At 46.7% G+C, this 20246-nt stretch carries 27 protein-coding genes; 11 read left to right on the top strand and 16 right to left on the bottom strand.

Translation table 11 applies throughout. The features are described 5' to 3' along the window. The first annotated feature begins 184 nt into the window (after nt 1-184). From DKW60_RS22395 to DKW60_RS22385, 3 genes are read left to right on the top strand one after another with little or no spacing between them, the layout of a single operon-like run. Complete coding sequence (locus DKW60_RS22395) at nt 185-439, top strand: hypothetical protein (protein WP_109839882.1); 255 nt, start codon at nt 185-187, stop codon at nt 437-439. Beyond that, entirely contained in the window at nt 426-764 is a 339-nt protein-coding gene (locus tag DKW60_RS22390) for a type II toxin-antitoxin system PemK/MazF family toxin (RefSeq protein WP_109839881.1), read from the top strand. Before DKW60_RS22395 ends, DKW60_RS22390 begins: the two co-directional genes overlap by 14 nt. A 13-nt stretch (nt 765-777) precedes the next feature. Then, nucleotides 778-1461: an NAD(P)H-hydrate epimerase gene (locus DKW60_RS22385; RefSeq protein WP_109839880.1), complete on the top strand. Its 684-nt coding sequence runs from the start codon at nt 778-780 to the stop codon at nt 1459-1461. 123 nt (nt 1462-1584) lie between these two features. On the opposite strand, the gene DKW60_RS22380 is transcribed toward DKW60_RS22385, so the two are convergent. Both DKW60_RS22380 and DKW60_RS24420 read right to left on the bottom strand, forming a co-directional pair. Further along, entirely contained in the window at nt 1585-2751 is a 1167-nt protein-coding gene (locus DKW60_RS22380; protein ID WP_109839879.1) for a nucleotide sugar dehydrogenase, read from the bottom strand. A 249-nt stretch (nt 2752-3000) separates the two neighbouring features. After that, nucleotides 3001-3486, bottom strand: coding sequence for a DUF3622 domain-containing protein (locus DKW60_RS24420; protein ID WP_109839878.1), 486 nt, complete (start codon nt 3484-3486; stop codon nt 3001-3003). Between DKW60_RS24420 and pyrE the strand changes: the two genes are divergently transcribed. From pyrE to pip, 7 genes are all read left to right on the top strand, one after another. Next, complete coding sequence (gene pyrE, locus DKW60_RS22370) at nt 3485-4132, top strand: orotate phosphoribosyltransferase (RefSeq protein WP_109839877.1); 648 nt, start codon at nt 3485-3487, stop codon at nt 4130-4132. The two genes, DKW60_RS24420 and pyrE, sit on opposite strands and share 2 nt — an antisense overlap. Nucleotides 4133-4266: 134 nt before the next feature. Then, the gene (gene pqqA / locus DKW60_RS24750) at nt 4267-4341 is read left to right on the top strand and encodes a pyrroloquinoline quinone precursor peptide PqqA (protein ID WP_109839885.1); all 75 of its coding nucleotides are present in this window, start codon (nt 4267-4269) and stop codon (nt 4339-4341) included. A gap of 61 nt (nt 4342-4402) precedes the next feature. Then, nucleotides 4403-5317, top strand: a complete 915-nt coding sequence (gene pqqB, locus DKW60_RS22360) for a pyrroloquinoline quinone biosynthesis protein PqqB (protein ID WP_109839876.1) — start codon at nt 4403-4405, stop codon at nt 5315-5317. Continuing rightward, nucleotides 5314-6078, top strand: coding sequence for a pyrroloquinoline-quinone synthase PqqC (gene pqqC, locus DKW60_RS22355; RefSeq protein ID WP_109839875.1), 765 nt, complete (start codon nt 5314-5316; stop codon nt 6076-6078). Before pqqB ends, pqqC begins: the two co-directional genes overlap by 4 nt. A 2-nt stretch (nt 6079-6080) precedes the next feature. Next, on the top strand, nt 6081-6350 hold the full coding sequence (gene pqqD / locus DKW60_RS22350) for a pyrroloquinoline quinone biosynthesis peptide chaperone PqqD (RefSeq protein ID WP_109839874.1): 270 nt from the start codon (nt 6081-6083) through the stop codon (nt 6348-6350). Further along, entirely contained in the window at nt 6337-7464 is a 1128-nt protein-coding gene (gene pqqE, locus DKW60_RS22345) for a pyrroloquinoline quinone biosynthesis protein PqqE (RefSeq protein WP_109839873.1), read from the top strand. Before pqqD ends, pqqE begins: the two co-directional genes overlap by 14 nt. Continuing rightward, nucleotides 7464-8411, top strand: a complete 948-nt coding sequence (pip, locus tag DKW60_RS22340) for a prolyl aminopeptidase (protein ID WP_109839872.1) — start codon at nt 7464-7466, stop codon at nt 8409-8411. The genes pqqE and pip overlap by 1 nt, the downstream gene beginning before the upstream one ends. Before the next feature lie 36 nt (nt 8412-8447). On the opposite strand, the gene DKW60_RS22335 is transcribed toward pip, so the two are convergent. The 9 genes from DKW60_RS22335 to atpD are packed head-to-tail and all read right to left on the bottom strand — an operon-like array spanning nt 8448 to nt 15049. Next, entirely contained in the window at nt 8448-9317 is an 870-nt protein-coding gene (locus tag DKW60_RS22335; RefSeq protein WP_109839871.1) for a F0F1 ATP synthase subunit gamma, read from the bottom strand. Next, a complete protein-coding gene (locus DKW60_RS22330) occupies nt 9310-10734 on the bottom strand; it encodes an alternate F1F0 ATPase, F1 subunit alpha (protein ID WP_281271882.1) in 1425 nt (474 codons plus the stop codon). The genes DKW60_RS22335 and DKW60_RS22330 overlap by 8 nt, the downstream gene beginning before the upstream one ends. Continuing rightward, on the bottom strand, nt 10727-11506 hold the full coding sequence (locus tag DKW60_RS22325) for a F0F1 ATP synthase subunit delta (RefSeq protein WP_181389853.1): 780 nt from the start codon (nt 11504-11506) through the stop codon (nt 10727-10729). The genes DKW60_RS22330 and DKW60_RS22325 overlap by 8 nt, the downstream gene beginning before the upstream one ends. 2 nt (nt 11507-11508) lie before the next feature. Then, a complete protein-coding gene (locus DKW60_RS22320) occupies nt 11509-11790 on the bottom strand; it encodes a F0F1 ATP synthase subunit C (RefSeq protein WP_109839868.1) in 282 nt (93 codons plus the stop codon). Nucleotides 11791-11827: 37 nt separating this feature from the next. Beyond that, complete coding sequence (locus DKW60_RS22315) at nt 11828-12499, bottom strand: F0F1 ATP synthase subunit A (protein ID WP_109839867.1); 672 nt, start codon at nt 12497-12499, stop codon at nt 11828-11830. Further along, nucleotides 12489-12779, bottom strand: coding sequence for an ATP synthase subunit I (locus DKW60_RS22310; RefSeq protein WP_219988880.1), 291 nt, complete (start codon nt 12777-12779; stop codon nt 12489-12491). The genes DKW60_RS22315 and DKW60_RS22310 overlap by 11 nt, the downstream gene beginning before the upstream one ends. Next, nucleotides 12769-13080, bottom strand: a complete 312-nt coding sequence (locus DKW60_RS22305) for an AtpZ/AtpI family protein (RefSeq protein WP_109839865.1) — start codon at nt 13078-13080, stop codon at nt 12769-12771. The genes DKW60_RS22310 and DKW60_RS22305 overlap by 11 nt, the downstream gene beginning before the upstream one ends. Nucleotides 13081-13134: 54 nt before the next feature. Continuing rightward, entirely contained in the window at nt 13135-13578 is a 444-nt protein-coding gene (locus tag DKW60_RS22300; RefSeq protein ID WP_219988879.1) for a F0F1 ATP synthase subunit epsilon, read from the bottom strand. Beyond that, nucleotides 13568-15049, bottom strand: coding sequence for a F0F1 ATP synthase subunit beta (atpD, locus tag DKW60_RS22295; protein WP_425451373.1), 1482 nt, complete (start codon nt 15047-15049; stop codon nt 13568-13570). Before atpD ends, DKW60_RS22300 begins: the two co-directional genes overlap by 11 nt. Nucleotides 15050-15266: 217 nt before the next feature. Here atpD and DKW60_RS22290 point away from each other — a divergent pair, with 217 nt between their 5' ends. Next, complete coding sequence (locus tag DKW60_RS22290) at nt 15267-16208, top strand: amidohydrolase family protein (protein ID WP_109839863.1); 942 nt, start codon at nt 15267-15269, stop codon at nt 16206-16208. 31 nt (nt 16209-16239) lie between these two features. Here DKW60_RS22290 and DKW60_RS24560 read toward each other — a convergent pair whose 3' ends face one another. The 5 genes from DKW60_RS24560 to DKW60_RS22275 all read right to left on the bottom strand — a co-directional run bounded on the left by DKW60_RS24560 (nt 16240) and on the right by DKW60_RS22275 (nt 19629). Next, on the bottom strand, nt 16240-16374 hold the full coding sequence (locus DKW60_RS24560; protein WP_281271881.1) for a hypothetical protein: 135 nt from the start codon (nt 16372-16374) through the stop codon (nt 16240-16242). After that, nucleotides 16375-17919 carry an ATP-binding protein gene (locus DKW60_RS22285; protein ID WP_109839862.1) on the bottom strand — a complete coding sequence of 515 codons (1545 nt, stop codon included), beginning with the start codon at nt 17917-17919 and terminating at the stop codon, nt 16375-16377. A gap of 229 nt (nt 17920-18148) precedes the next feature. Next, the gene (locus tag DKW60_RS22280; RefSeq protein WP_219988878.1) at nt 18149-18802 is read right to left on the bottom strand and encodes a DNA alkylation repair protein; all 654 of its coding nucleotides are present in this window, start codon (nt 18800-18802) and stop codon (nt 18149-18151) included. Further along, nucleotides 18799-18987: a hypothetical protein gene (locus DKW60_RS23880; RefSeq protein ID WP_181389854.1), complete on the bottom strand. Its 189-nt coding sequence runs from the start codon at nt 18985-18987 to the stop codon at nt 18799-18801. The genes DKW60_RS22280 and DKW60_RS23880 overlap by 4 nt, the downstream gene beginning before the upstream one ends. Before the next feature lie 96 nt (nt 18988-19083). Continuing rightward, nucleotides 19084-19629 carry a class I SAM-dependent methyltransferase gene (locus tag DKW60_RS22275; RefSeq protein ID WP_109839861.1) on the bottom strand — a complete coding sequence of 182 codons (546 nt, stop codon included), beginning with the start codon at nt 19627-19629 and terminating at the stop codon, nt 19084-19086. Nucleotides 19630-20246: the final 617 nt, after the last annotated feature.

Below are 20246 nucleotides of genomic sequence, written 5' to 3'. Positions count from 1 at the left end.
AGTGAAATAACAACTTAGTGATGGGTTTTCAGTTGTTCAATATTTGAACTATATTCGGTCGTTTAATTTTTTGTCGTGTACAGAGCTATTAATGTATAAAATTAAGTTATTACCACCAGTTATTTCAATCCCCAATTTAACCAAAACCCCTTGACGACAGTATAACCACGGTTATACTTAAAATATGAAAACCGCAATATCCATACCAGATCCAGTATTCGAAGAAGCCGAGTCGCTAGCCTCTGACTTAGGCATGTCTCGCAGCGAGCTTTTCACAAAAGCTATCGCCAGCTTCATCGAAGCCCAGAAATACAAAAGTGTTACTGCACAGCTAAACGCAGTCTACTCGCGCGAAAATGCGGTAATGGATGAAGGTATAGCTAAAATGCAATATGACTCCATAGGGCACGAAGACTGGGATAATAATGAAGCGTGGTGAAATTTGGTGGGCTTCTATGGAAGATCCGCAAGGCTCAGCGCCCGGTTTTCGACGACCGGTGATTATTGTTTCTTCTAACGACTTCAATAAAAGTCAGATCAATACGGTCATCATCGTCACTGTAACATCGAACCTAAGACTGGCTGATGCGCCGGGTAATTTTAGGTTACCTAAAAAAGTATCTAAGCTCAGCCGAGACTCTGTTGCTAATGTCTCTCAGCTTGTCACACTCGATAAGTCGTTCTTGACTGAAGTCGTTGGAAAACTAGATTCAAAACACGCGAATTTACTCGATAGCGGTTTAAGGCTTGCACTTCATTTATAGCTAAGTAATTGAAATGACGATTCTCCAACAACAAAAAATCTACACCGGCACCGCCTGCAAAACACTCGACCGAATCGCCATCGATGATTACGACTATTCCGGTCTGCAGCTGATGACTCATGCCGGACAATCAGCCTTTGCCAAACTCAAGACACTCTACCCTACCGCGCGATCATTACTGATTCTTTGCGGTAGCGGTAATAACGGTGGTGACGGGTACGTAGTGGGCTCTGAAGCCATTAAAGTGGGTTGGGATGTTTCAATGATTGCCGTTCAACCACCAAAAACACTAGATGGCCAAACAGTCGCCAAGCAATATCAATCACTGGGCGGTCAAACCCTCAATGCTTCAGCTCGCGACACTCTGGCAAAACCAGCAGACTTAATTGTTGATGCATTATTAGGCGTTGGCTTAACGGGTGCGCCGCGTGGGGAGTATGCTGAGTTAATCGAATTTGCTAACCAATCCAATACTCCCATTTTCGCTTTGGATGTACCCAGCGGCTTAAATGCAGATACTGGCGAAGCGTATCAACCTTGCATTCGTGCAGAACACACCATCACTTTTATCGCTAAGAAGATAGGCTTACTCACCGGAGATGCCGCACAAACAGTCGGAGAAATCCATTTGGAAACATTGGGGCTTAAACCTGAAATATACGAGCGAGTAGCAAGTGTGACGCTGGATAGCTTATAGTTAGCTCAAGGGGGGCCCAGCAATAAAAAAGCGACCGTTGTAAGGCCGCTTTTTATCGCTCTGCGATGTAGAACTGGACGAACCCTAAATGGCATTTACACAGTTAGATTTACAGGCTCGAACTTAGTCCCGACTAAACAAATCCCGCGTATAAACCTTGTCACCAATCTCACGAATTTCATCCGTCATACGATTCGCCACAATCACATCGGAAAGCTGAGTAAACGCGTCAAAGTCAGCAATCACCTTAAAGCCATTAAACTCTTCACCCTCCAACTCAGGTTCATAGATCACAACTTCAACACCCTCAGCACGAATGCGTTTCATCACACCCTGAATTGATGAAGCACGGAAGTTATCAGAGCCGGTTTTCATAGTGAGCCGATAAATACCCACAACCTTAGGCTCGCGCTTTAGTACGGAGTCAGCAATGAAATCTTTACGCGTGGTATTCGCATCAACAATGGCTTTGATCAGGTTGTTCGGCACCTGATTATAATTGGCCAATAACTGCTTGGTATCTTTCGGTAGGCAATAACCACCATAACCAAACGATGGATTGTTGTAATGACTTCCAATACGAGGGTCTAACCCGACGCCTTCAATCACTTGCTTGGCGCTGAGGTTATGTGTCTGGCAATAAGTGTCTAACTCATTGAAATAAGCGACGCGCATGGCAAGATAGGTATTTGAAAACAGCTTAACCGCTTCTGCCTCTGTCGAGTTGCTAAACAATACCTCGACCTTTTCTTTCTTCGCCCCTTCCAGCAGCAAATTCGCAAAAGTACGAGCACGCTCTGAATCTTCACCAACGATAATTCGGGACGGATAGAGGTTGTCGTATAGCGCTTTTCCTTCACGCAAAAACTCAGGACTAAAGATAATGTTCTCACAGCCCATTTTAGTTTTAACGCCTTGCGTGTAACCCACTGGCACCGTGGATTTGATGACCATAACCGCGTCAGGATTAAAGCTGATCACATCACGAATCACGGACTCTACCGACTTCGTGTTAAAGGTATTCGTCTCAGGATCATAATCTGTCGGCGTGGCAATAATCACAAATTGCGCATCAGCATAGGCTTGCTGTTTATCTAAGGTCGCTGAAAGGTTCAGATCACCACTGCTCAGGTACTGCTCAATTTCCGCATCTTCGATCGGCGCTTTGCCATTATTCAGTAGTTCAATTTTGGCAGGATCAATATCCAGACAAACAACTTCGTGGTTTTGCGATAAAAGCACTGCGTTAGACAGGCCGACATAGCCTGTTCCTGCGACTGCAATCTTCATATTTGCTCCGGTTTTGGCGATGCCAGTTCCATCGTTCGAGGTTTTGATATCAGTATTATTGCAATGATATGGGGGTCATTACTATTCTTGGTGTTTTATTGTTGCAGATTAGATCAAACTATTTTCAACTATACAAATGTAATGATTGAGTAGGCTACTAACTTGTTTAAATCATCGGATTAGCGCGACTAAAACTTAAATATCTGTATTGTCCTTGGCATTCACATGCAACACCGTCAACTTAAGCAACTAAGGCACTCGCTTCTTATCCCGACGCAGATTCCTCGCACTTTGATTTTCCATAAACCCCTTCAACTCAGCCTCGGCCCAAGCCTGCGCTTCAGCCTCAGTCGCAAAGCCCGTTTGGTTCTTTGACACAACCGTTTCCTTTCTGCTCACCCGACGCGTGATATCAGCGGTCCAATAAGACTCTTTCTGAGTAATCTGAATTGCGTATTTATTGCCTGAAGCCATGCTGCTGTACATCCTATGCGTTACTAAAATCGATTTAATCTGTGCTCCATTGCCTGATAAACCTATCTTTACCAAACCACGAAGCCTCATCCGGCTGCATTGTAAATCAAAGCCACCATAAATGACTCTAGTTTCTAACAAACCTCTACTTCCAAACAGCAACAAACAGAAAATCGTTGCACCAACACCATCATCATTTGCCGCTTTTAGCCAGCTCCCGCTATAATCTCGCCTCCTCAAGTTCACAGCGGCCATCATCATGAAAGACTATCAAAATGAATTCCTTAACTTTGCCATTGAAAACAACGTACTAAGCTTTGGTGAATACACGCTAAAATCTGGCCGTTTAAGCCCCTACTTTTTCAACTTCGGACTATTTCAAACAGGCTCTGCACTCGCTCGCCTAGGTGATTATTACGCACAAGCCATTGTCGATTCCGGCCTGAAATTCGACATGCTGTTTGGCCCAGCCTACAAAGGTATTCCACTCGTGTCTGTGGTTGCCGCAACACTCTATGAAAAGCACGGCGTAGATTACCCTTATGCCTACAACCGCAAAGAAGCCAAAGATCATGGCGAAGGCGGTACAATTGTCGGCGCACCATTGGAAGGTCGGGTGTTAATCGTTGATGACGTAATTAGTGCCGGAACCGCTTGCCGTGAAGCCGCTGATTTGGTTGCAGCAAATGGTGCTGAATTAGCCGGCATTGCTATCTCACTGGATCGTCAGGAACGTGGAACCGGTACAAAGTCTGCGGTACAGGAAGTCGAGGAAACTTATGACATCAGTGTGCTGCACATCATTGGTCTGCAAGATGTTATCCAGCACATTGAAACCACGGCTAATGATGCGTCTTTATTACAACGCATTACTGATTACCGTAACCAGTATGGTGTGACTGCTTAGTATTAGTTGTACAGGAGTCCGTAAAGCAGTACCTGAGTCCATAACTCTCTTTCAGCAGTTGCCATATCTAAGCAATTGCTGATAGCGTAAGTCTCGAAAGACTAACGTTAAACATTCTTTTGAGGAGAAATATCATGAAATGGGAAAAGCCAAGCTTTACAGACCTTCGTTTCGGTTTTGAAATCACAATGTACGTGATGAACCGATAACAACGTCGGGTAAGGAGAGTCTGGTGTCTCTCCTTATCGCTCAAAAACTACCGGGATTTTCATGCAAATAAGAATTCTAGGTTCTGGTGCAGGTGGTGGCTACCCGCAGTGGAATTGTAATTGTCAGAACTGCAGACGCGTCAGGCAGCCTGAGTTTCGACACGAAGCCCGCACACAATCCTCCATTACCGTCAGCGCTGATGGTGAAAACTGGGTCTTAATCAATGCCTCGCCTGATTTACGCGCCCAATTTGAAAACTTTCCCACCCTACAGCCCGCCCGAGAAGTCCGCGACACAGCGGTTTGCGCCATTATTATTACTGACGCACAAATCGACCATACTACCGGACTGTTAACACTCCGCGAACACACGAAACCGTGGGATATTTACTGTACCGAAGCGGTGCATAATGATCTCACAACAGGTTATCCGATATTCAATATTCTGGGGCACTTTCGGGGTGTGAACTGGCATCCGGTTGATACGAATCAGCAAGCCTTTGAAATTCCGCAAGCTCCCGGTTTGCGCTTTACAGCTGTACCGTTGCAAAGTGAAGCGCCGCCATTCTCACCACATCGTCACAATACCGTTGCAGGCGATAATATTGGCCTGTTTATTGAAGACTTGAATACAGGGAAATCGTTGTTTTACGCACCGGGTTTAGGTGTCATCGACAATGATGTAAGCACCAATATGGAAGCTGCAGATTGCGTATTGATCGACGGCACTATGTGGACAGATGACGAAATGGCTCACGAAGGTATTAGTGACAAACGTGCCAGTGAAATGGGCCACCTCGACCAATCCAGCGAAGGTGGCATTCTCAGTGCGCTAAAAACATTGGAAAACACGCGTAAAATTCTCATCCATATCAATAATACCAACCCTATTCTGGACACCCAATCCGTACAGCGTCAGATGTTGGATGAGTTAGAGATTGAGGTTTCCTACGATGGCATGGATATTTTCTTATGAATTACGCAGATCGCCTTAATGTCATTAGCCCTGAGTCAGACAAGCTAGCGCCATGGTCACGTGAAGCGTTTGAACAAAAACTGCGGGACAAAGAAAAGTATTACCACATCAACCATGAATTTCATGTGCTGATGAATAGCGGACAGCTGGGTAAAGAAGCCATTCAAGGCTGGGTTGCCAACCGTTTCTACTATCAAACGGCAATTCCCGTAAAAGACGCTGCCATCATGTCTAATTGTTGGGATCGTGATGTACGTCGTGGCTGGGTGCAACGCATCTTAGATCATGACGGATACGCTGGCGAAGAAGGTGGCATAGAAGCGTGGCTTGCCTTGGGTGAAGCTGTGGGGCTGGAGCGTGAAGATCTAATCAGTCACCGACTATTACTCCCCGGTGTTAAGTTTGCGATTGATGCTTATATCAATTTTGCACGCACGCAACCTTGGGAAATCGCGGCAAGTTCCTCATTGACGGAGCTGTTTGCCCCAACCATTCACCAAAAACGTCTGAACAACTGGCCGCAACATTATCAATGGATTGATGCCAAAGGTTATGACTACTTCCGCAAACGCTTAAGCGAAGCACGTCGTGATGTGGAGCATGGTCTGGAGATTACTTTAGACTATTACACGACCCGACCGCAGCAAGAGTTCATGCTTAATGTATTGCAGTTCAAATTAGATGTATTGTGGACAATGCTGGATTGCATGTGGATGGCTTATGTCGCCGACAAACCACCGTATCACAATGTAGAGGGATAGCCATGAGTACCGAGACCGTTTACCAACTAAACCCTTTGTTTCGTTTGCAATGGGAAGAAGCTCAGCAATGTTATGTGTTGTTATATCCGGAAGGCATGGTGCAGTTAGGCGCAAGCTCGGCTGAAATCTTAAAATGTATTGATGGTGAAAAAAGCGTGCAAATGATTGCTGATGACTTATCTGCAAAATTTGACGATGACAGTGTAGCAGGCGATGTGATTGAGTTTTTTGACGTTGCTGCCAAACAAGGCTGGTTGAATGCAAACACCTGAACGCGCAGGCCCGCCACTTTGGTTATTGGCTGAACTGACTTATTCCTGCCCTCTGCAATGCCCTTATTGCTCCAATCCGTTGGATATGGCGGATCATAAAACAGAATTAACGACTGAAGAGTGGATCAAGGTTTTACGGGATGCCCGTAAAATGGGTGCAACACAGTTGGGCTTTTCAGGTGGAGAGCCGCTGGTTCGTAAAGACCTTGAAATACTTATCGCAGAGGCGCGTTCACTGGGTTACTACACCAACCTGATCACCTCCGGCGTGGGCATGGATGAAGCGCGAGTGAAAGCATTTCGCGAAGCCGGTTTGGATCATATTCAAGTGAGTTTTCAGGCCAGTAGTGAAGAGTTGAATAACTTCCTGTGCGGCTCAGATAGCTTTCAACATAAGCTGGAAATGGCGCGACAGGTCAAAGCTCAGGGCTACCCCATGGTGCTGAACTTTGTATTACACCGACATAATATCGATGATGTCGCGGCGATTTTAGAGCTATCCAAAGCGCTGGAAGCAGACTATGTGGAGCTGGCCACCACGCAATATTACGGCTGGGCGAAGCACAACCAGAACAACCTGATGCCAACCCGTGAGCAGGTGAAAAGTGCCGAAGCGATCGCACATCAATATCAAAAAGACTTAGAAGGTCAGATGCGTATTTTATACGTTGTCCCTGACTACTTTGAAGACCGACCCAAGCCTTGTATGAATGGTTGGGGGAGTATCTTTCTCACCATTGCACCCGATGGCACAGCACTGCCTTGTCACTCTGCACGTATTATTCCGGGTTTAGAGCTGCCAAATGTAAAGCAGCAAAGCGTTGACTGGATTTGGCACGAGTCACCGGACTTCAAAAAATTCCGTGGTTTTGAGTGGATGAAAGAGCCTTGTCGAAGCTGCGATGAAAAAGAGAAAGACTTTGGCGGCTGTCGCTGCCAAGCACTCATGCTCACAGGCGATGCCAGCAATACTGACCCTGTTTGCGACAAATCACCTCAACATGATGCACTATTAGCACAAGTCGCTGAAATTGAAGCACAGCAAGTAACAGAACAGCCACTGGTATTCCGTAATATGCGCGAGTCAAAAAAGCTCAGTCGCCAAACTAACTAATGCCACTGTATCCTCCGATCGAACCAAGCAAAGTTTATCACCTTCCCATCGATACACTGCACACCATATACGTCGAAGAAATGGGAAATCCTCAGGGCATACCTGTATTGTTCTTACACGGTGGCCCGGGTGGTAGCTGTAATGCCGATAACCGGCGTTACTTTGACCCCACACGTTACCGTATTATTTTATTCGATCAGCGCGGTAGTGGTCGCTCAACACCCCTTGGTAATGTCACTGATAACACAACGCAGCATCTACTCGATGATATAGAACACATTCGTCAGCACTTCGTAATTGAGCAATGGATGTTATTCGCTGGCTCATGGGGCAGCACCTTAGCATTGCTTTACGCACAAGCGCAGCCAGAGCGAGTATTAGCAATGGTATTACGCGGCAGCTTCCTCGCCCGACAACGTGATTGGTTGTGGTTTATTCAGGAAGGTGGTCCGCGATTTTTCCCGCAGATTTGGGCGGAAGTTGTAGACACATTGCCAGTAGAAACCAGCGACCTGTCTATGACTGACAGGCTGTACCATGCCATATTTTCTGATGATGAAAAACTCAGTCAACGCGTGTCTGCAGCTTGGCAATATTGGGGGCGAGTGATGGTAAATCGCTCGGTGGATGTCGATCGTTTTAAAGCTGCTGACTTTGCTTCCTGCGTGAACCATTCGCGCATCGAGCTGCATTATGCCAAACATGCTTACTTTATCCGTGAGAATCAAATTCTGGATAATATGCATCGCTTGCCAAAAGTTCCGGTACGGCTTATTCATGGCCAGCTGGACTGGATCTGTCCGGTGGAATCTTCTTACTTGTTGGCACAGGCAATTGATGGAGCTAGTTTGCAGGTACTTGAGGCTGTGGGGCATGTAGCTGGGGAGTCTGGTATGCGGGATGCTTTGCGGGATGGGGCGGATTCAGTTTTGAGTGAATTAGCTTAGCTGTCCGCCACACCAGACTGGTACGAACAGCTGATTTTATTCCCCAAACCCCGCCACCAAATCAAACAACTCCTCATCAATAGCCTCCTGCCTTTGATGATGATACTCATGCTGCAAACCCGCGAGCATTTCCTCAATGTTCTTCTCAGCCCGCTGCATGGCCACCAGCCGACTGGAATTCTCACTCGCCAAAGACTCAGCACAAGTTTGATACAACGACACAAACAAATACTCCCGCACCAACGCCCGTAGAGTTAATCCCGTAGAACCCAGCGTCTCCGGCAAACTTGGCCCTGTCCAAACCTGTTCCTGCAATGCCTTTTGCCAACGTAAATCAAGCGGCAATAGCTGATGCATCCTAGGCTTGTATTGCCCAGATAACTTTCCGGGCCGCTGATGAAACAGGTACAACGGACTTTGCTCACCCGTCTCCCACAAGTGCTCCGTTGCCAGCAGTAGCTCACCCACTAACGGCGTAACACCATCCACCGAGCCAGGCACATTAAAACAATGCTCCAACGCTAAATCAGCATCCTGCAAATGCCCGTACATGCGTTCACCAACCACCCAGATCTTTTTTTCACCAGTAATATCAGTCAGCTTTTGCTGAACAAACTCTGCCAGCGTATCGTTAAACTGCCCAACCAAGCCCTGATCAGAACCAAACACAATCACCGCAACAGGTACATGTTCACCACTTTTAGCAGCATTATGCAGTAATTCAGTTTGTTTTAGACAAGCAACTAAGCCCTGCTCTACCGTCTCAAAATAGCCATCCAGCGCACTCACCGCATTTTCATATTGCGTAATACCAGAAGCCGACATTGCTTTCATGGTACGCACCACAGCTTGCAGATCCACCGCACTATCCACCCGACTCCGTAGCGCTTCCAGACTCTCAGCCATCGTTTTTGTCCACTAATAATGACTGGTATAAGGCCTGCTCTGCCGCATGCATTTCATCCAACGGAACCTCGTCAAAACGGTTTTCGCCTAGTGCCTCTAACAAGGTAATTTGCGCATCCACCGGCACTAATTCGTGCTCACCCTGCTTTAAACACGCACGAATGCGTTTGCCATGCTCCAGCTGTGCCTTGGTTGATTGATCCAAGCGCGTACCAAACCGCGCAAAGTTTTCCAGCTCCTCAAACTGCGCATAAGCAAGTTTCAGGCGACTGGCAACTTTACGATAATCCTTGCGCTGCGCCTTGCCACCAACCCGCGAAACCGAACGCCCCACCTCAACCGCTGGCAAAATCCCCAACTCAAACAACTTAGGCGACAAATAAATCTGCCCGTCTGTAATAGAAATCAAATTAGTCGGAATATACGCCGCCATATTCTGCGCTTCTGTTTCAATAATCGGTAAGGCCGTCAACGAGCCGCCACCCAATTCCTGTTTCAGGTGCGTCGCACGCTCTAATAAACGAGAATGAATATAAAAAATATCTCCCGGAAACGCCTCACGACCCGGTGGGCGACGCAGCAATAAAGCAATCTCACGATAAGCCCGCGCATGGTTGGTTAAATCGTCATAAACGATCAGCACATCCTTACCCTGATGCATAAAATATTCCGCAATACTGGTCGCAGCATAAGGCGCAATGTAGGTCAGGCCCGCCGGATCATTCCCCTCAGTCACCACCACCGTGGTGTAAGCCATTGCACCATGCGCTTCTAAATCAGCAATCACTTTAGCCACCGCCGACGCCCGCTGACCAATCGCGCAGTAAATGCACTGAACATCCTGATCTCGTTGATTAATAATGGTATCGACCGCTATCGTCGTTTTACCGGTCTGGCGATCACCCAAAATCAGCTCACGTTGCCCACGACCAATCGGCACCATGGCATCCACGACTTTAATGCCGGTTTGCAGCGGCTCCGTGACCGGCATGCGATCCATAATGGCAGCCGCCGGACGCTCAATCGGCAATCGCTCCAAACAATTAATCGGACCTCTATCATCCATCGCCTCACCCAATGGATTCACTACACGCCCCAGCAGCTCCTTACCCACCGGCACATCCATCACGCGTCCGGTACGCTCTGCCTCATCGCCCGCTTGTAGCTGCCAGTAATTGCCCAACAGTACCACGCCGACTTCAGTTTCACCCAAATCAAAAGCAATGCCGTACAAACCATTGGGGAATTTCACCAACTCCTCATAACCAACCGATGGCAATCCCGTGACTTTGGCGATGCCTGTTGCCACACTTTTAACCCGACCAATTTCACGACTTTCCAGCGCAGGATTAAACTGCTCACTACCTACATGTAGCCGCTGAAACGCCTGATCTACCGTTTTATAAAGCTCAGACACTGGCTTCACCTTTACTGTCGACCAAACTAGCAATACTGCCCTCTAGCCCCGACAAATAGTGATCAATATTCCAGCTAAACTTATGCCCACCCGCTGTCATATCAATACCACTCACCAAGGAATCATCCACCTCAAAACGAAGTGATGGCTCTACAGAAAACGTCTCTTTAACCGCCTGTTGCAACGCCTTTTGACTCGCCTCACTCAGCGGCATCGCACTGCGGATAATAAACTCACTCTGTCCACTGTCCGCAGCAGCATTCACGGCAAATTGCTCACGCTGCGTCGGACTAAGCTGCAGCAATTGCTTGATAAATACCTGCGTTATTTGCGCCCCAAGCTCAATGCCTGATAAGTCCTGCAATGCCTTTCGTGCGACATGAAACACCTCATGCTGCGTGCGCTGACTAATATCACGCTCAAGGTTCTGCTGCTCTTTTTGCAAGCCTGCCAACCATTGCTGACGTTGCTCAGCCACCTCATTCGACGCTGTGTCTAACATTTGCTGCTTCACCGACTCAGCCTCGGCTTTGGCCTGCTCCAACAGCTCACTGCGCTCCGTGGCAAATGCCGCATTTTTATCGGTTAAAGCCTTTTGCTGTTGTTCCACTTGTTGTTCATGTTGTTGCGTGTCATTCAGCAAATCCGCGATACGTTTTTCACGCGCATCAATCGCATCCAGCACTGGTTTATACAAAAAGCGCTTTAGCAACCACATCAAAATCAGGAAGTTAGCGATTTGCGCAAGGACGGTAAACCAATCGAATAACACGATTAACCTCCGGCACCCTGTGCAATCACGTAATTCCAGAATGGGTTGGCGAATATCAGAATCATTGACACCACGAAGCAATAAATCGCCACCGACTCGATCATCGCCAAACCAACAAACAAGGTTCGGGTAATGGTAGAAGAAGCATCCGGCTGTTGCGCCAACGATGCCAATGCACCAGCCACTGAACGTCCCTCACCTAAGGCCGGACCAATCCCACCAATAGCGATGGTCAGCCCTGCGGTAATGATGGAAGTAATCGCAATTAAAGTCATGCTGTCCATAAAAAGTATTCCTATATTAAACGTTGTACTAACTGGCTTAAGCCGCTTCGCCTGAGGTAGCCGCAGCGATATAAACCGTGGCGAGTATGCTAAAAATATACGCCTGCACCACACCCGTTAGCAGGTGCAATACATTCATCAAAATGGGAAAAATAAATGGTGTCACCATCAGCAAAATGGCCAGAATCATTGCACCGCTCATAATGTTCCCAAACAAACGAATGGCCAACGCCAAGGTGCGGGAAATCTCACTAATGATGTTAAATGGCAGCATAATCGCGGTCGGTTCGATATATGACTTTAAATAACCCGCAACGCCCTGCTCACGAATTCCAAAAAAGGGAACGGCGATAAACACACATAAGGCCAGTGCGATAGTGGTCGATAAAGACCCCGTAGGCGGCTCATACCATGGGAACACACCCAAAAGATTCGACACTAAAACGAACAAAAATAAAGTCCCCACAAACGGCAAATAACGACGGGACTGCTTCAGCCCTACCTCTTCGATTTGTGACTTAATGCCTAATACAATGACTTCCAGCACATTCTGCCAACGTGACACATGCAAACCGCTATCCAAGCGTCGGGTCACCCACCATGCGCCCAACGTCATCAGCAACATCAGCCCCCATGTGGTGACAATAGTCAGGTTTAAATTCACCCAACCAGCTTGCCAGAAAATGGTTTCATCCGAGCTAAGATGCATGGGACGCCTCCTGCGGTGGTGGTGCCAATCGGGTCAGCGCCATGCGTGCCATAATCAATCCCAACAAGGCCATTGATAGCAACTGCCACTCGCCCTGCTGGGCAATCCAGTAAAAGCCGGCCAACACCACGCTCATGCGTACTAAAAAGCTCAATAAAAACCACGCCGCGGGTGTCTTGGCCGTCAGCCCTTTACGCACTGTCCACCAAAGTCCGGCAAAGAAAAACACGCCCAAGGCAGCACCCGCCAACCACGCTAAGATTAAAGATTCAGTCATCATGTGCATCCTTATGTATGGCTTTCGCCTCTTTTGAAACCCAGTGCCAGGCGCTGAAGCAGCCCAGTACCAAGCCAATAATTAATAAATTAAGCGTCCAGCTAAAACCCGCCGGATAATGCTTGTCCAACCACACACCGACCAACAAACCCAGCAAGGTTGGCACTGCCACTGTCCAGCCGACAATGCCCATCGTGCCCAGCCCCATCCATACCGAACGACCGGGATGGCGTTGCGCGTGCTGCTTACGGTTCGCCTTACGCTCAACGTTGTGGACAAATCGATTTTCTTTGTTCGTCGTCATGACTGGTTTCCTTGACCGATCTGCATGCTAATACACAGACAAGCCGATTAATCATCAAGAGGTCAGTGATTTAAAACCACGCATCAAACCACTTTCCAAACGCGCCAATACAGAGCGCATTTCTGCTTCCTTATCTGACAGCGACAAAAACTCTGTCAGCACCGACTGCTTCAGCGCCTCCAAGTCATCACCACTATGGGCATTGCGCACTGACACACGCACCTGCTGGCCTTTTTTCACCATCACACCCTCATCAACCGCTAAATAGCTGGTTGCTTGGCCTTTCTGCGTATAAGTTAAAATGCCGGGTTCTAAAGCTGCCACACAATCCCTGCGATGAGGCAGTAAGCCAAACGAGCCTTCCGGCGTCTCCAGCACCACACTTTCCACCTCGTCATAACGGCCAAATACACTAGAGGGCAACATCACCTCCAAGTGCATAAATGTTGATTGCTCAGTCTCAGTTGAAGCATCGGCTTGTTGAGGATTAGCTGGCATTCGCAGTCTGCTCCTCTGCGTGCTTGGCTTCAGGTTTCTTAGCCTCATCCACCTTGCCAATCATGTACAAAGCAATCTCCGGATAATCACTGAACTCATCCTTTAAAATGCGCTCACAACCATCCAAAGTATCGTCCAAACTCACCATCGCGCCCGCCATACCACTGAATTGCCCCGTGGTGTAAAACGGCTGCGTGAGAAAACGCTCCAACTGCCGCGCTCGGGAAACCACTTTGCGATCATTTTGTGAAAGCTGTTCCAGACCCAACATGGCAATAATGTCTTTCAGGTCTTCATACTGCGCCAAAGTCTGGCGAACAGATTGCGCTAAACGATAATGCCGCTCACCCACCACGCCCGGTGTCAGCATTTTGGAATTGGACTGCAAAGGATCAACCGCCGGAAATAAGCCCTCACTGGCACGCTTACGCGACAAGGCAATGGACGCGGATAAATGCGAGAACGTGTGTACCGCTGCCGGATCGGTAAAATCATCCGCTGGCACGTACACCGCCTGAATTGAAGTAATCGCGCCCGAATCCGTATTGGCGATGCGCTCCTGCAATTGCGCCAACTCGGTACTCAGCGTGGGTTGATAACCCAAACGTGACGGCATCTGCCCCATCAAGCCCGACACCTCAGAGCCGGCTTGTATAAAGCGGAAAATATTATCCACCAGCAACAACACATCTTTGTGCTCGTCATCCCGAAAGTATTCCGCCATGGTCAACGCTGCGTGACCGACCCGAAAGCGACTCCCCGGTAACTCATTCATTTGCCCGAATAACATCACCATGTCAGACAGCACACCGGCTTCTTTCATCTCACGGTGAAGCTCCTCACCTTCGCGGCAACGCTCACCGATACCGCAAAAAATACTCACGCCCTGATGATGTCCCACCATGTTGTGAATCATTTCCGTTAGCAGCACAGTTTTACCCACACCTGCCCCGCCGAACAAACCGGTTTTGCCGCCACGCTCCAACGGCACTAATAAATCAATCACTTTGATGCCGGTGGTAAACACCTCAGACTTGGTTGATCTGGACGATAACGCGGGTGGTGTATTGTGAACCGAACGCCACTCCACATTCTCCGGCGCTGGCTGCTGGTCAATCGGCCTGCCAAATACATCGAACATGCGCGACATAATGCCGGGGCCAACCGGTGCTTTTAATGGCCCGCCGGTATCGGTCACCGCCATGCCACGTGCGAGCCCTGCTGTGGGCGTCAATGCAATCGCCCGAACCCGCGTTTCATCAAGCTGCGTCTGCACTTCCAATAAAACGGCAGCGTCACCTTCCTGAAGTGCATCTACCTGCAAAACGTGGCGAATAGCGGGTAACTTGTCCGGAAAACCAATATCTACAACGCTGCCTCGGATAGCCGAGATTTTACCGACATTCATCATCACATCGTTTTCCATAAGTTGTGTGTCGATTTGACTCGCTGAGGAATACCTACGCGTCAATTCACCTGTCTTAAAAGGTACATCCGAGACTAAGCATGGTCATTGACATACATCAAGAAGAGACAAGGCATAAATAATTCATTGCTTATGTGCGGCTTGCTCCAACTCTGTAGCTCCATTAGGCTATTGTATAGTCCATTACTTAGTGTAGGGTTTTCAATTACTTACTTTTCAAAATAGCATTCGCGAAATTTTGTCGTCTGCAGAGTTAAATTTTATGTTTATTTTAAAATTAACGACTACTTTAGCCTTAGTGTTTATTGTTTTCCTATTCGATAACAATCAGCTAGCTGCGAGCGAGAAAGATACACAGTCAGTCAACACGCTGGATAAGCAAGCGGTGTTTGATATGCATACTCATTATAAATGGAGTCAGGCAAACGTTACTTCACCAGAACAAGCTTTAGCATTTATGGATGCTGAAGCGGTATCACATGCTGTCGTCATAGGAAAACCCACAGAGTTTGCCCTTAAACTCAAACGCTTAGCACCTAAACGCATCGTTGCTTTTTACGGACCCTATCGGGATTCCTTGGATTGGTTATTATGGCAACGCAATGAAGCCTTAATCCCTAAAGTCGAAGCGGCATTAGCATCAGGTGAGTATCAAGGAATTGGTGAACTGCATATTATTGGTGGTGGTTTTGCTAGACGAAAAGATGATTCAGTGGTGTTAAAAGCATTTCTCGAACTTGCTGTAAAGTATGATGTTCCAGTAATGATTCATACTGAGTTTTCAAAGCCTAGTTATATGCTGGCGATATGTGAAGCACATCGCAAAAGTAAGATTATTTGGGCCCATGCTGGTGCGATTCTTCAACCAGCAGATGTTGATTTAGTGATGAGCAAATGCCCTAACGTTTGGAGTGGTATGGCCGCACGTGATCCATGGCGATATGTGGATAACCAGCATACCGATGAAAATGGAAAATTATTTCCGGAATGGAAAGCGTTAATGCTTAAATATCCTAACCGTTTCATGGTGGGTTCGGATACGGTCTGGCCTGTTGATGAATTAGATAGCTGGCATACAGCCGATACCGGTTGGCAGGAACTTGGACGGTTTTGGACTTTTCATCGACGTTGGTTAGCTCAATTACCTGACCACATAAGCCTTAAAATCAAGCGAGAAAATGCAATGAAACTATTTAAAATGTAGGACGACCGTCAAATCGCGAGACTTTCAAGACTCACGCTTGGCCGCCATCAACGCATCCGAATTGCTTGGCTGCGCCTTCCCCATCCAACGCAGACGAGCGTGGTAACACCAAAACAAACACTACGAAATCTGAAACGATTTGTTTGGCGTGTGCTGATAAAGTCATTTACGCCTCCTCCACTTCAAATGCCACAATATTGCGATCTTCCTTACTAAACTCGACACCGATCAGATACATTTGCTGCCCTAACTCTCGGTATTTTTCAGCATAGGCCTTGTCTTTAATCTGCTGCAAGGCACTTCCATCCGGAACTAGCTCTACGACTTTGAATTCAAAGATATACACCCGCTGCTGAAATTTCAGCGTCATATCAATCCGACCATGGTTCGTCGCATCTTCCACCGTGATATCCAGACCCAGCGCGGCGAAATAAGAATAAAACACAGAAGCGTAATAACCTTCATATTGCTGGATGTTATTATTGCTGTACCAGTTGTAAGGAATACTGGCGTAGAAGGCATGGAACAAATCTTTAAGCCCAGCTAAGTCGTTTGCTTGCAGTAAGGAAAATAACTTAAATCCTTGTTCGACCTGAGCACTTTGATCCTGCACCAACTGACTTAACAGGCTTTCATTCAAGCTTTGATACACTTCTTTATTGGGATAACCCAGTCGGTAATAAGTCTGGCTCCCTACCTTTTTCACCTCATGAATCGTGAGATAACCGCTTTGGAACAGCAACGCCTCATGCGTTATATGGTTCACATCAAAACTCGACAGCATTGCACTGCTACTTAACATACTATCCAACTTGATAGAGCTGACTTGACGCTGGAACAACAGATCAATTAGAAAAGTCGGCGTACCGGTTTCAAACCAGTAATTATCAAACTCACGGGTATCAAATAATTTGAGCACATCATACGGGTTATACACACCCTCACCCAGCCAGTTATAGCCGTTGTACCACTCCTGAAGTTGCTCACGATCCAGCCCAAATAACTCCGACTCAAATACCGTATCAATATCGTGATTGGTATAACCACACAACGTCGAATAACGTTTATCCAGTGTGATATCAGTGAGATTATTAAGACCTGAGAAAATATTGACCTTCGAGAATTTACTAACACCTGTGAAAAATGAAAACCGCACCAGCGCATCATTATCTTTCACCGTGCCATAAAACCCACTTAGGAAATCACGGTTCTCGCGTGCTAAATCAGGCGTATTAATAGCATCCAGCATTGGCTTATCGTACTCATCAACCAAAACAACAACGGGCAGTTGCCATTGTTTATTCAACTGAACGAGCAAGTCAGTGAAGCGTCCTCCAGCATGATCGAACTGGGGGGTTATATTGAATTTTTGTTCCAGATGGAGAAGCTGTTTATCCAACTCTGCTTCCAAACTCCCGGCAGAACGATAGTTACCGCTACCGAAACTAAAACGCAGCACCGGATACTTTACCGACCAATCCCATTGATCATGAATGTCCAAGCCTTTGAATAAAGCTTCATTGCCTTCAAATAGTTCTTTCAGAGTATCCAGAAAAAGACTTTTACCGAAACGACGCGGGCGGGAAAGGAAGTAGTGTGTGCCTTCATTGATCAGAAGGTGTGCCAATGACGTTTTGTCCACATAGTAGTATTCATCACTGCGTATTTTCGCAAATGTTTGTACGCCTAAAGGCAGTTTACGTCGTGTCATGGTGTCATGCGCTCCTGATACAAATGGTCTGACTAGGCAGGCCTGTCTCTAGTGTAACAGCCATCACCTGAGTATCGGAAACTATGTCAAAATATGCAATCATAAACCTATGAAGCAGCTGTCGCCTTAGTGATAGAACAGGGCTAGCAACCCAAGCTCGGCACTAAGCGTATATCAGGCAAGTCACTGCTTAATTGACCACTAACATCAATGAGCTTGGTTAAGCTGATTAATTGTCGGCCTTCTCACGCTTGGCCACCTCAATACGAATAAACTCCGGCAAATAAGACGGCGTACAATTCTTCGAAACGCGCTCTTCTTTATAAAGCCCAAGCTCCTCACCCAATTTAACGATGCGGTCGCGATACTCCGGCTCATGAATACCAATCTGACCGGCACAGAAATTCATCGTCCATTGCACAAAAGGATCAGCTGAGGCTAAGTTCTTTTCAATAGCCTCCATCAATGCATCGGAATTAGTTGGTTGCGCCTTCCCCATCCAACGAAGACGAGCTTGGTAATACCAAAACAAACGCTGCAAAACGGGGGATTTATTATTTTGCCACGTTTCCAAAAGCGCCGTCAGGGGCTTAGTCTTGGTGAGCTGATTTGCTAAGAACCAATCCGCAATATGAGCACGTTCACCTTCATCATGATCCATCATTTCAGCGGCAAGCTGGTCAATAAACTCAGGCGTCAAAAGCTTCTTATCGAAAATGAGAACAGCCAATAAACGAGGTTGGAACTCGCCGGTAGACCATAACTCCTTTGCAAGTTCATGATTCGTTTTTAGAGCTTTAGCTCGCTTCTTGATATCGCCCATGTTTGGGTTTTCTGCTGCGAAATCAGAAACGATCTGTTTGGCTTGTGCTGATAAAGTCATAGCTTCCCCTCTCCACATTCCGGACAATATTTTGGATTCTTCCATTTAGGAATATGCGCTTCGCAATTTTGGCAAACGATGACGGTAGATCGTTTTTCAACGTGCCAATGTCCAGGGCCTTGGTGTGTTCTTGAGGCGCGCTTGCGAGTGATATTGCGCTCATTTTCTCTGTAGTTTTCTGCCATTTTTTGTTCCTCCGCTATTCAGCTTAGCACAGGATTATTAGAAGCTTTATTTGGGAAGATTACTTTTCCGGAGTTTGGGGTAGCAGCATAGACTTGTTATGCCTTAGTCGCACTAAACTCATATACGTACTTTGTCTTTTGGTAGCGATCAATAGCTCTATGAGCTATTTCATCTAAGGTAAACTCTGGTGACCAAAGCAATTGAATTTCCTGCTTTTTAAAGAAACGTTTCTGGTCTCCGTTCACATCGTACAACCCAGGTTCGATTGCTGAGTAGCCCATCGCACCATAGTTTTCATCTCTGTACGAATTCACTCTACACAGCATTTTACCCTGAGGTTTCAGCACTCGTGATAATTCCAAAATGATCTGTTTTGTTTTCTCCAGACTGAAGTAGTGCAAACATAAGCTTGCAACAACAACATCAAAGGAACCGCTCTGAAATGGCAATGGTTTGGAGTGGTCTAGGGACAGCACAGTACTCGTACCGTTTATTCGAGGCGCAAGGTCTCCAGACACTAAATGCTCTGTCAGTTTTGTAATAACTTTCGTATCTATGCCCGAGCCACAGCCAAGCTCCAAGACCTTTTTTCCTTGAAGCATTTCAGAATATGGCTCCAGCCAACGGTGATCATCTTTCATGGTATGTGTGTTTGATAACGCTGTAGATTAAACTTACCAGAACAACTTTCTGCAGCAAGGTTTACAAGGTATGGTATATACCCAAAAAGGACGATATATCAACGTCGGGGGGGCGATACATGATACCTACATTTATAGAGTCACGTTCGAATTCATTAGCATTAGTTAAGGTAAATTCAAGTGTTTTCATTGCACGTCGGCTTTTGGGTAATTGGTTGGTAAGTGTGCTTTTTTCGATTAAGATACCTATATCGTCGGATTGAAGATTAACACCTATTGAGTGAGACACCCCGAAAGAACCATACAAAATAGGAGTGCCCTTAAAACCCTGATTTAGCCTTCCATTAATACCGCAGAAGGCTTGGAATTTTTAGTCGTTGCTCATGACATTCTCAAAGCCCTATAGCGCCAGACACAATACATCCGATTTGCTTGCTCTGTTATGACGTTGCTGGTAAGCCAACAAGATCTAAAAGCTCATTTCGATCCTGCCTTGATAGCCAGATTTGGAAACTTTTATCAACAATATTAAGCCTTAAGTTTGTTTGATCATAATCCAAGACCATAGGCTTGATATCTTTTTTTATTTGTAAAGATGCTCTGTACACGACAAAAAA

It is taken from the genome of Leucothrix pacifica, assembly GCF_003172875.1.
Lineage (GTDB): Bacteria > Pseudomonadota > Gammaproteobacteria > Thiotrichales > Thiotrichaceae > Leucothrix > Leucothrix pacifica.
Note: the sequence above shows the minus strand (reverse complement) of the source record. Positions and strands in the feature narration are given on the sequence as shown.

Excerpts from the sequence above, each read along its gene's own strand:
- DKW60_RS22335 (WP_109839871.1), bottom strand. The coding sequence starts at position 9,317 with ATGGCTGAGAGTCTGGAAGCGCTACGGAGTCGGGTGGATAGTGCGGTG.
- pqqE (WP_109839873.1), top strand. The coding sequence starts at position 6,337 with ATGCAAACACCTGAACGCGCAGGCCCGCCACTTTGGTTATTGGCTGAA.
- DKW60_RS22315 (WP_109839867.1), bottom strand. The coding sequence starts at position 12,499 with ATGCATCTTAGCTCGGATGAAACCATTTTCTGGCAAGCTGGTTGGGTG.
- DKW60_RS22285 (WP_109839862.1), bottom strand. The coding sequence starts at position 17,919 with ATGACACGACGTAAACTGCCTTTAGGCGTACAAACATTTGCGAAAATA.
- DKW60_RS22385 (WP_109839880.1), top strand. The coding sequence starts at position 778 with ATGACGATTCTCCAACAACAAAAAATCTACACCGGCACCGCCTGCAAA.
- DKW60_RS22280 (WP_219988878.1), bottom strand. The coding sequence starts at position 18,802 with ATGACTTTATCAGCACAAGCCAAACAGATCGTTTCTGATTTCGCAGCA.
- DKW60_RS22390 (WP_109839881.1), top strand. The coding sequence starts at position 426 with ATGAAGCGTGGTGAAATTTGGTGGGCTTCTATGGAAGATCCGCAAGGC.
- DKW60_RS22300 (WP_219988879.1), bottom strand. The coding sequence starts at position 13,578 with ATGCCAGCTAATCCTCAACAAGCCGATGCTTCAACTGAGACTGAGCAA.
- pqqB (WP_109839876.1), top strand. The coding sequence starts at position 4,403 with ATGCAAATAAGAATTCTAGGTTCTGGTGCAGGTGGTGGCTACCCGCAG.
- DKW60_RS24420 (WP_109839878.1), bottom strand. The coding sequence starts at position 3,486 with ATGATGATGGCCGCTGTGAACTTGAGGAGGCGAGATTATAGCGGGAGC.
- DKW60_RS22320 (WP_109839868.1), bottom strand. The coding sequence starts at position 11,790 with ATGGACAGCATGACTTTAATTGCGATTACTTCCATCATTACCGCAGGG.
- pqqD (WP_109839874.1), top strand. The coding sequence starts at position 6,081 with ATGAGTACCGAGACCGTTTACCAACTAAACCCTTTGTTTCGTTTGCAA.
- DKW60_RS22290 (WP_109839863.1), top strand. The coding sequence starts at position 15,267 with ATGTTTATTTTAAAATTAACGACTACTTTAGCCTTAGTGTTTATTGTT.
- DKW60_RS22275 (WP_109839861.1), bottom strand. The coding sequence starts at position 19,629 with ATGAAAGATGATCACCGTTGGCTGGAGCCATATTCTGAAATGCTTCAA.
- pyrE (WP_109839877.1), top strand. The coding sequence starts at position 3,485 with ATGAAAGACTATCAAAATGAATTCCTTAACTTTGCCATTGAAAACAAC.
- DKW60_RS22310 (WP_219988880.1), bottom strand. The coding sequence starts at position 12,779 with ATGATGACTGAATCTTTAATCTTAGCGTGGTTGGCGGGTGCTGCCTTG.
- DKW60_RS22380 (WP_109839879.1), bottom strand. The coding sequence starts at position 2,751 with ATGAAGATTGCAGTCGCAGGAACAGGCTATGTCGGCCTGTCTAACGCA.
- DKW60_RS24560 (WP_281271881.1), bottom strand. The coding sequence starts at position 16,374 with ATGACTTTATCAGCACACGCCAAACAAATCGTTTCAGATTTCGTAGTG.
- pip (WP_109839872.1), top strand. The coding sequence starts at position 7,464 with ATGCCACTGTATCCTCCGATCGAACCAAGCAAAGTTTATCACCTTCCC.
- pqqC (WP_109839875.1), top strand. The coding sequence starts at position 5,314 with ATGAATTACGCAGATCGCCTTAATGTCATTAGCCCTGAGTCAGACAAG.
- DKW60_RS22305 (WP_109839865.1), bottom strand. The coding sequence starts at position 13,080 with ATGACGACGAACAAAGAAAATCGATTTGTCCACAACGTTGAGCGTAAG.
- DKW60_RS23880 (WP_181389854.1), bottom strand. The coding sequence starts at position 18,987 with ATGGCAGAAAACTACAGAGAAAATGAGCGCAATATCACTCGCAAGCGC.
- DKW60_RS22395 (WP_109839882.1), top strand. The coding sequence starts at position 185 with ATGAAAACCGCAATATCCATACCAGATCCAGTATTCGAAGAAGCCGAG.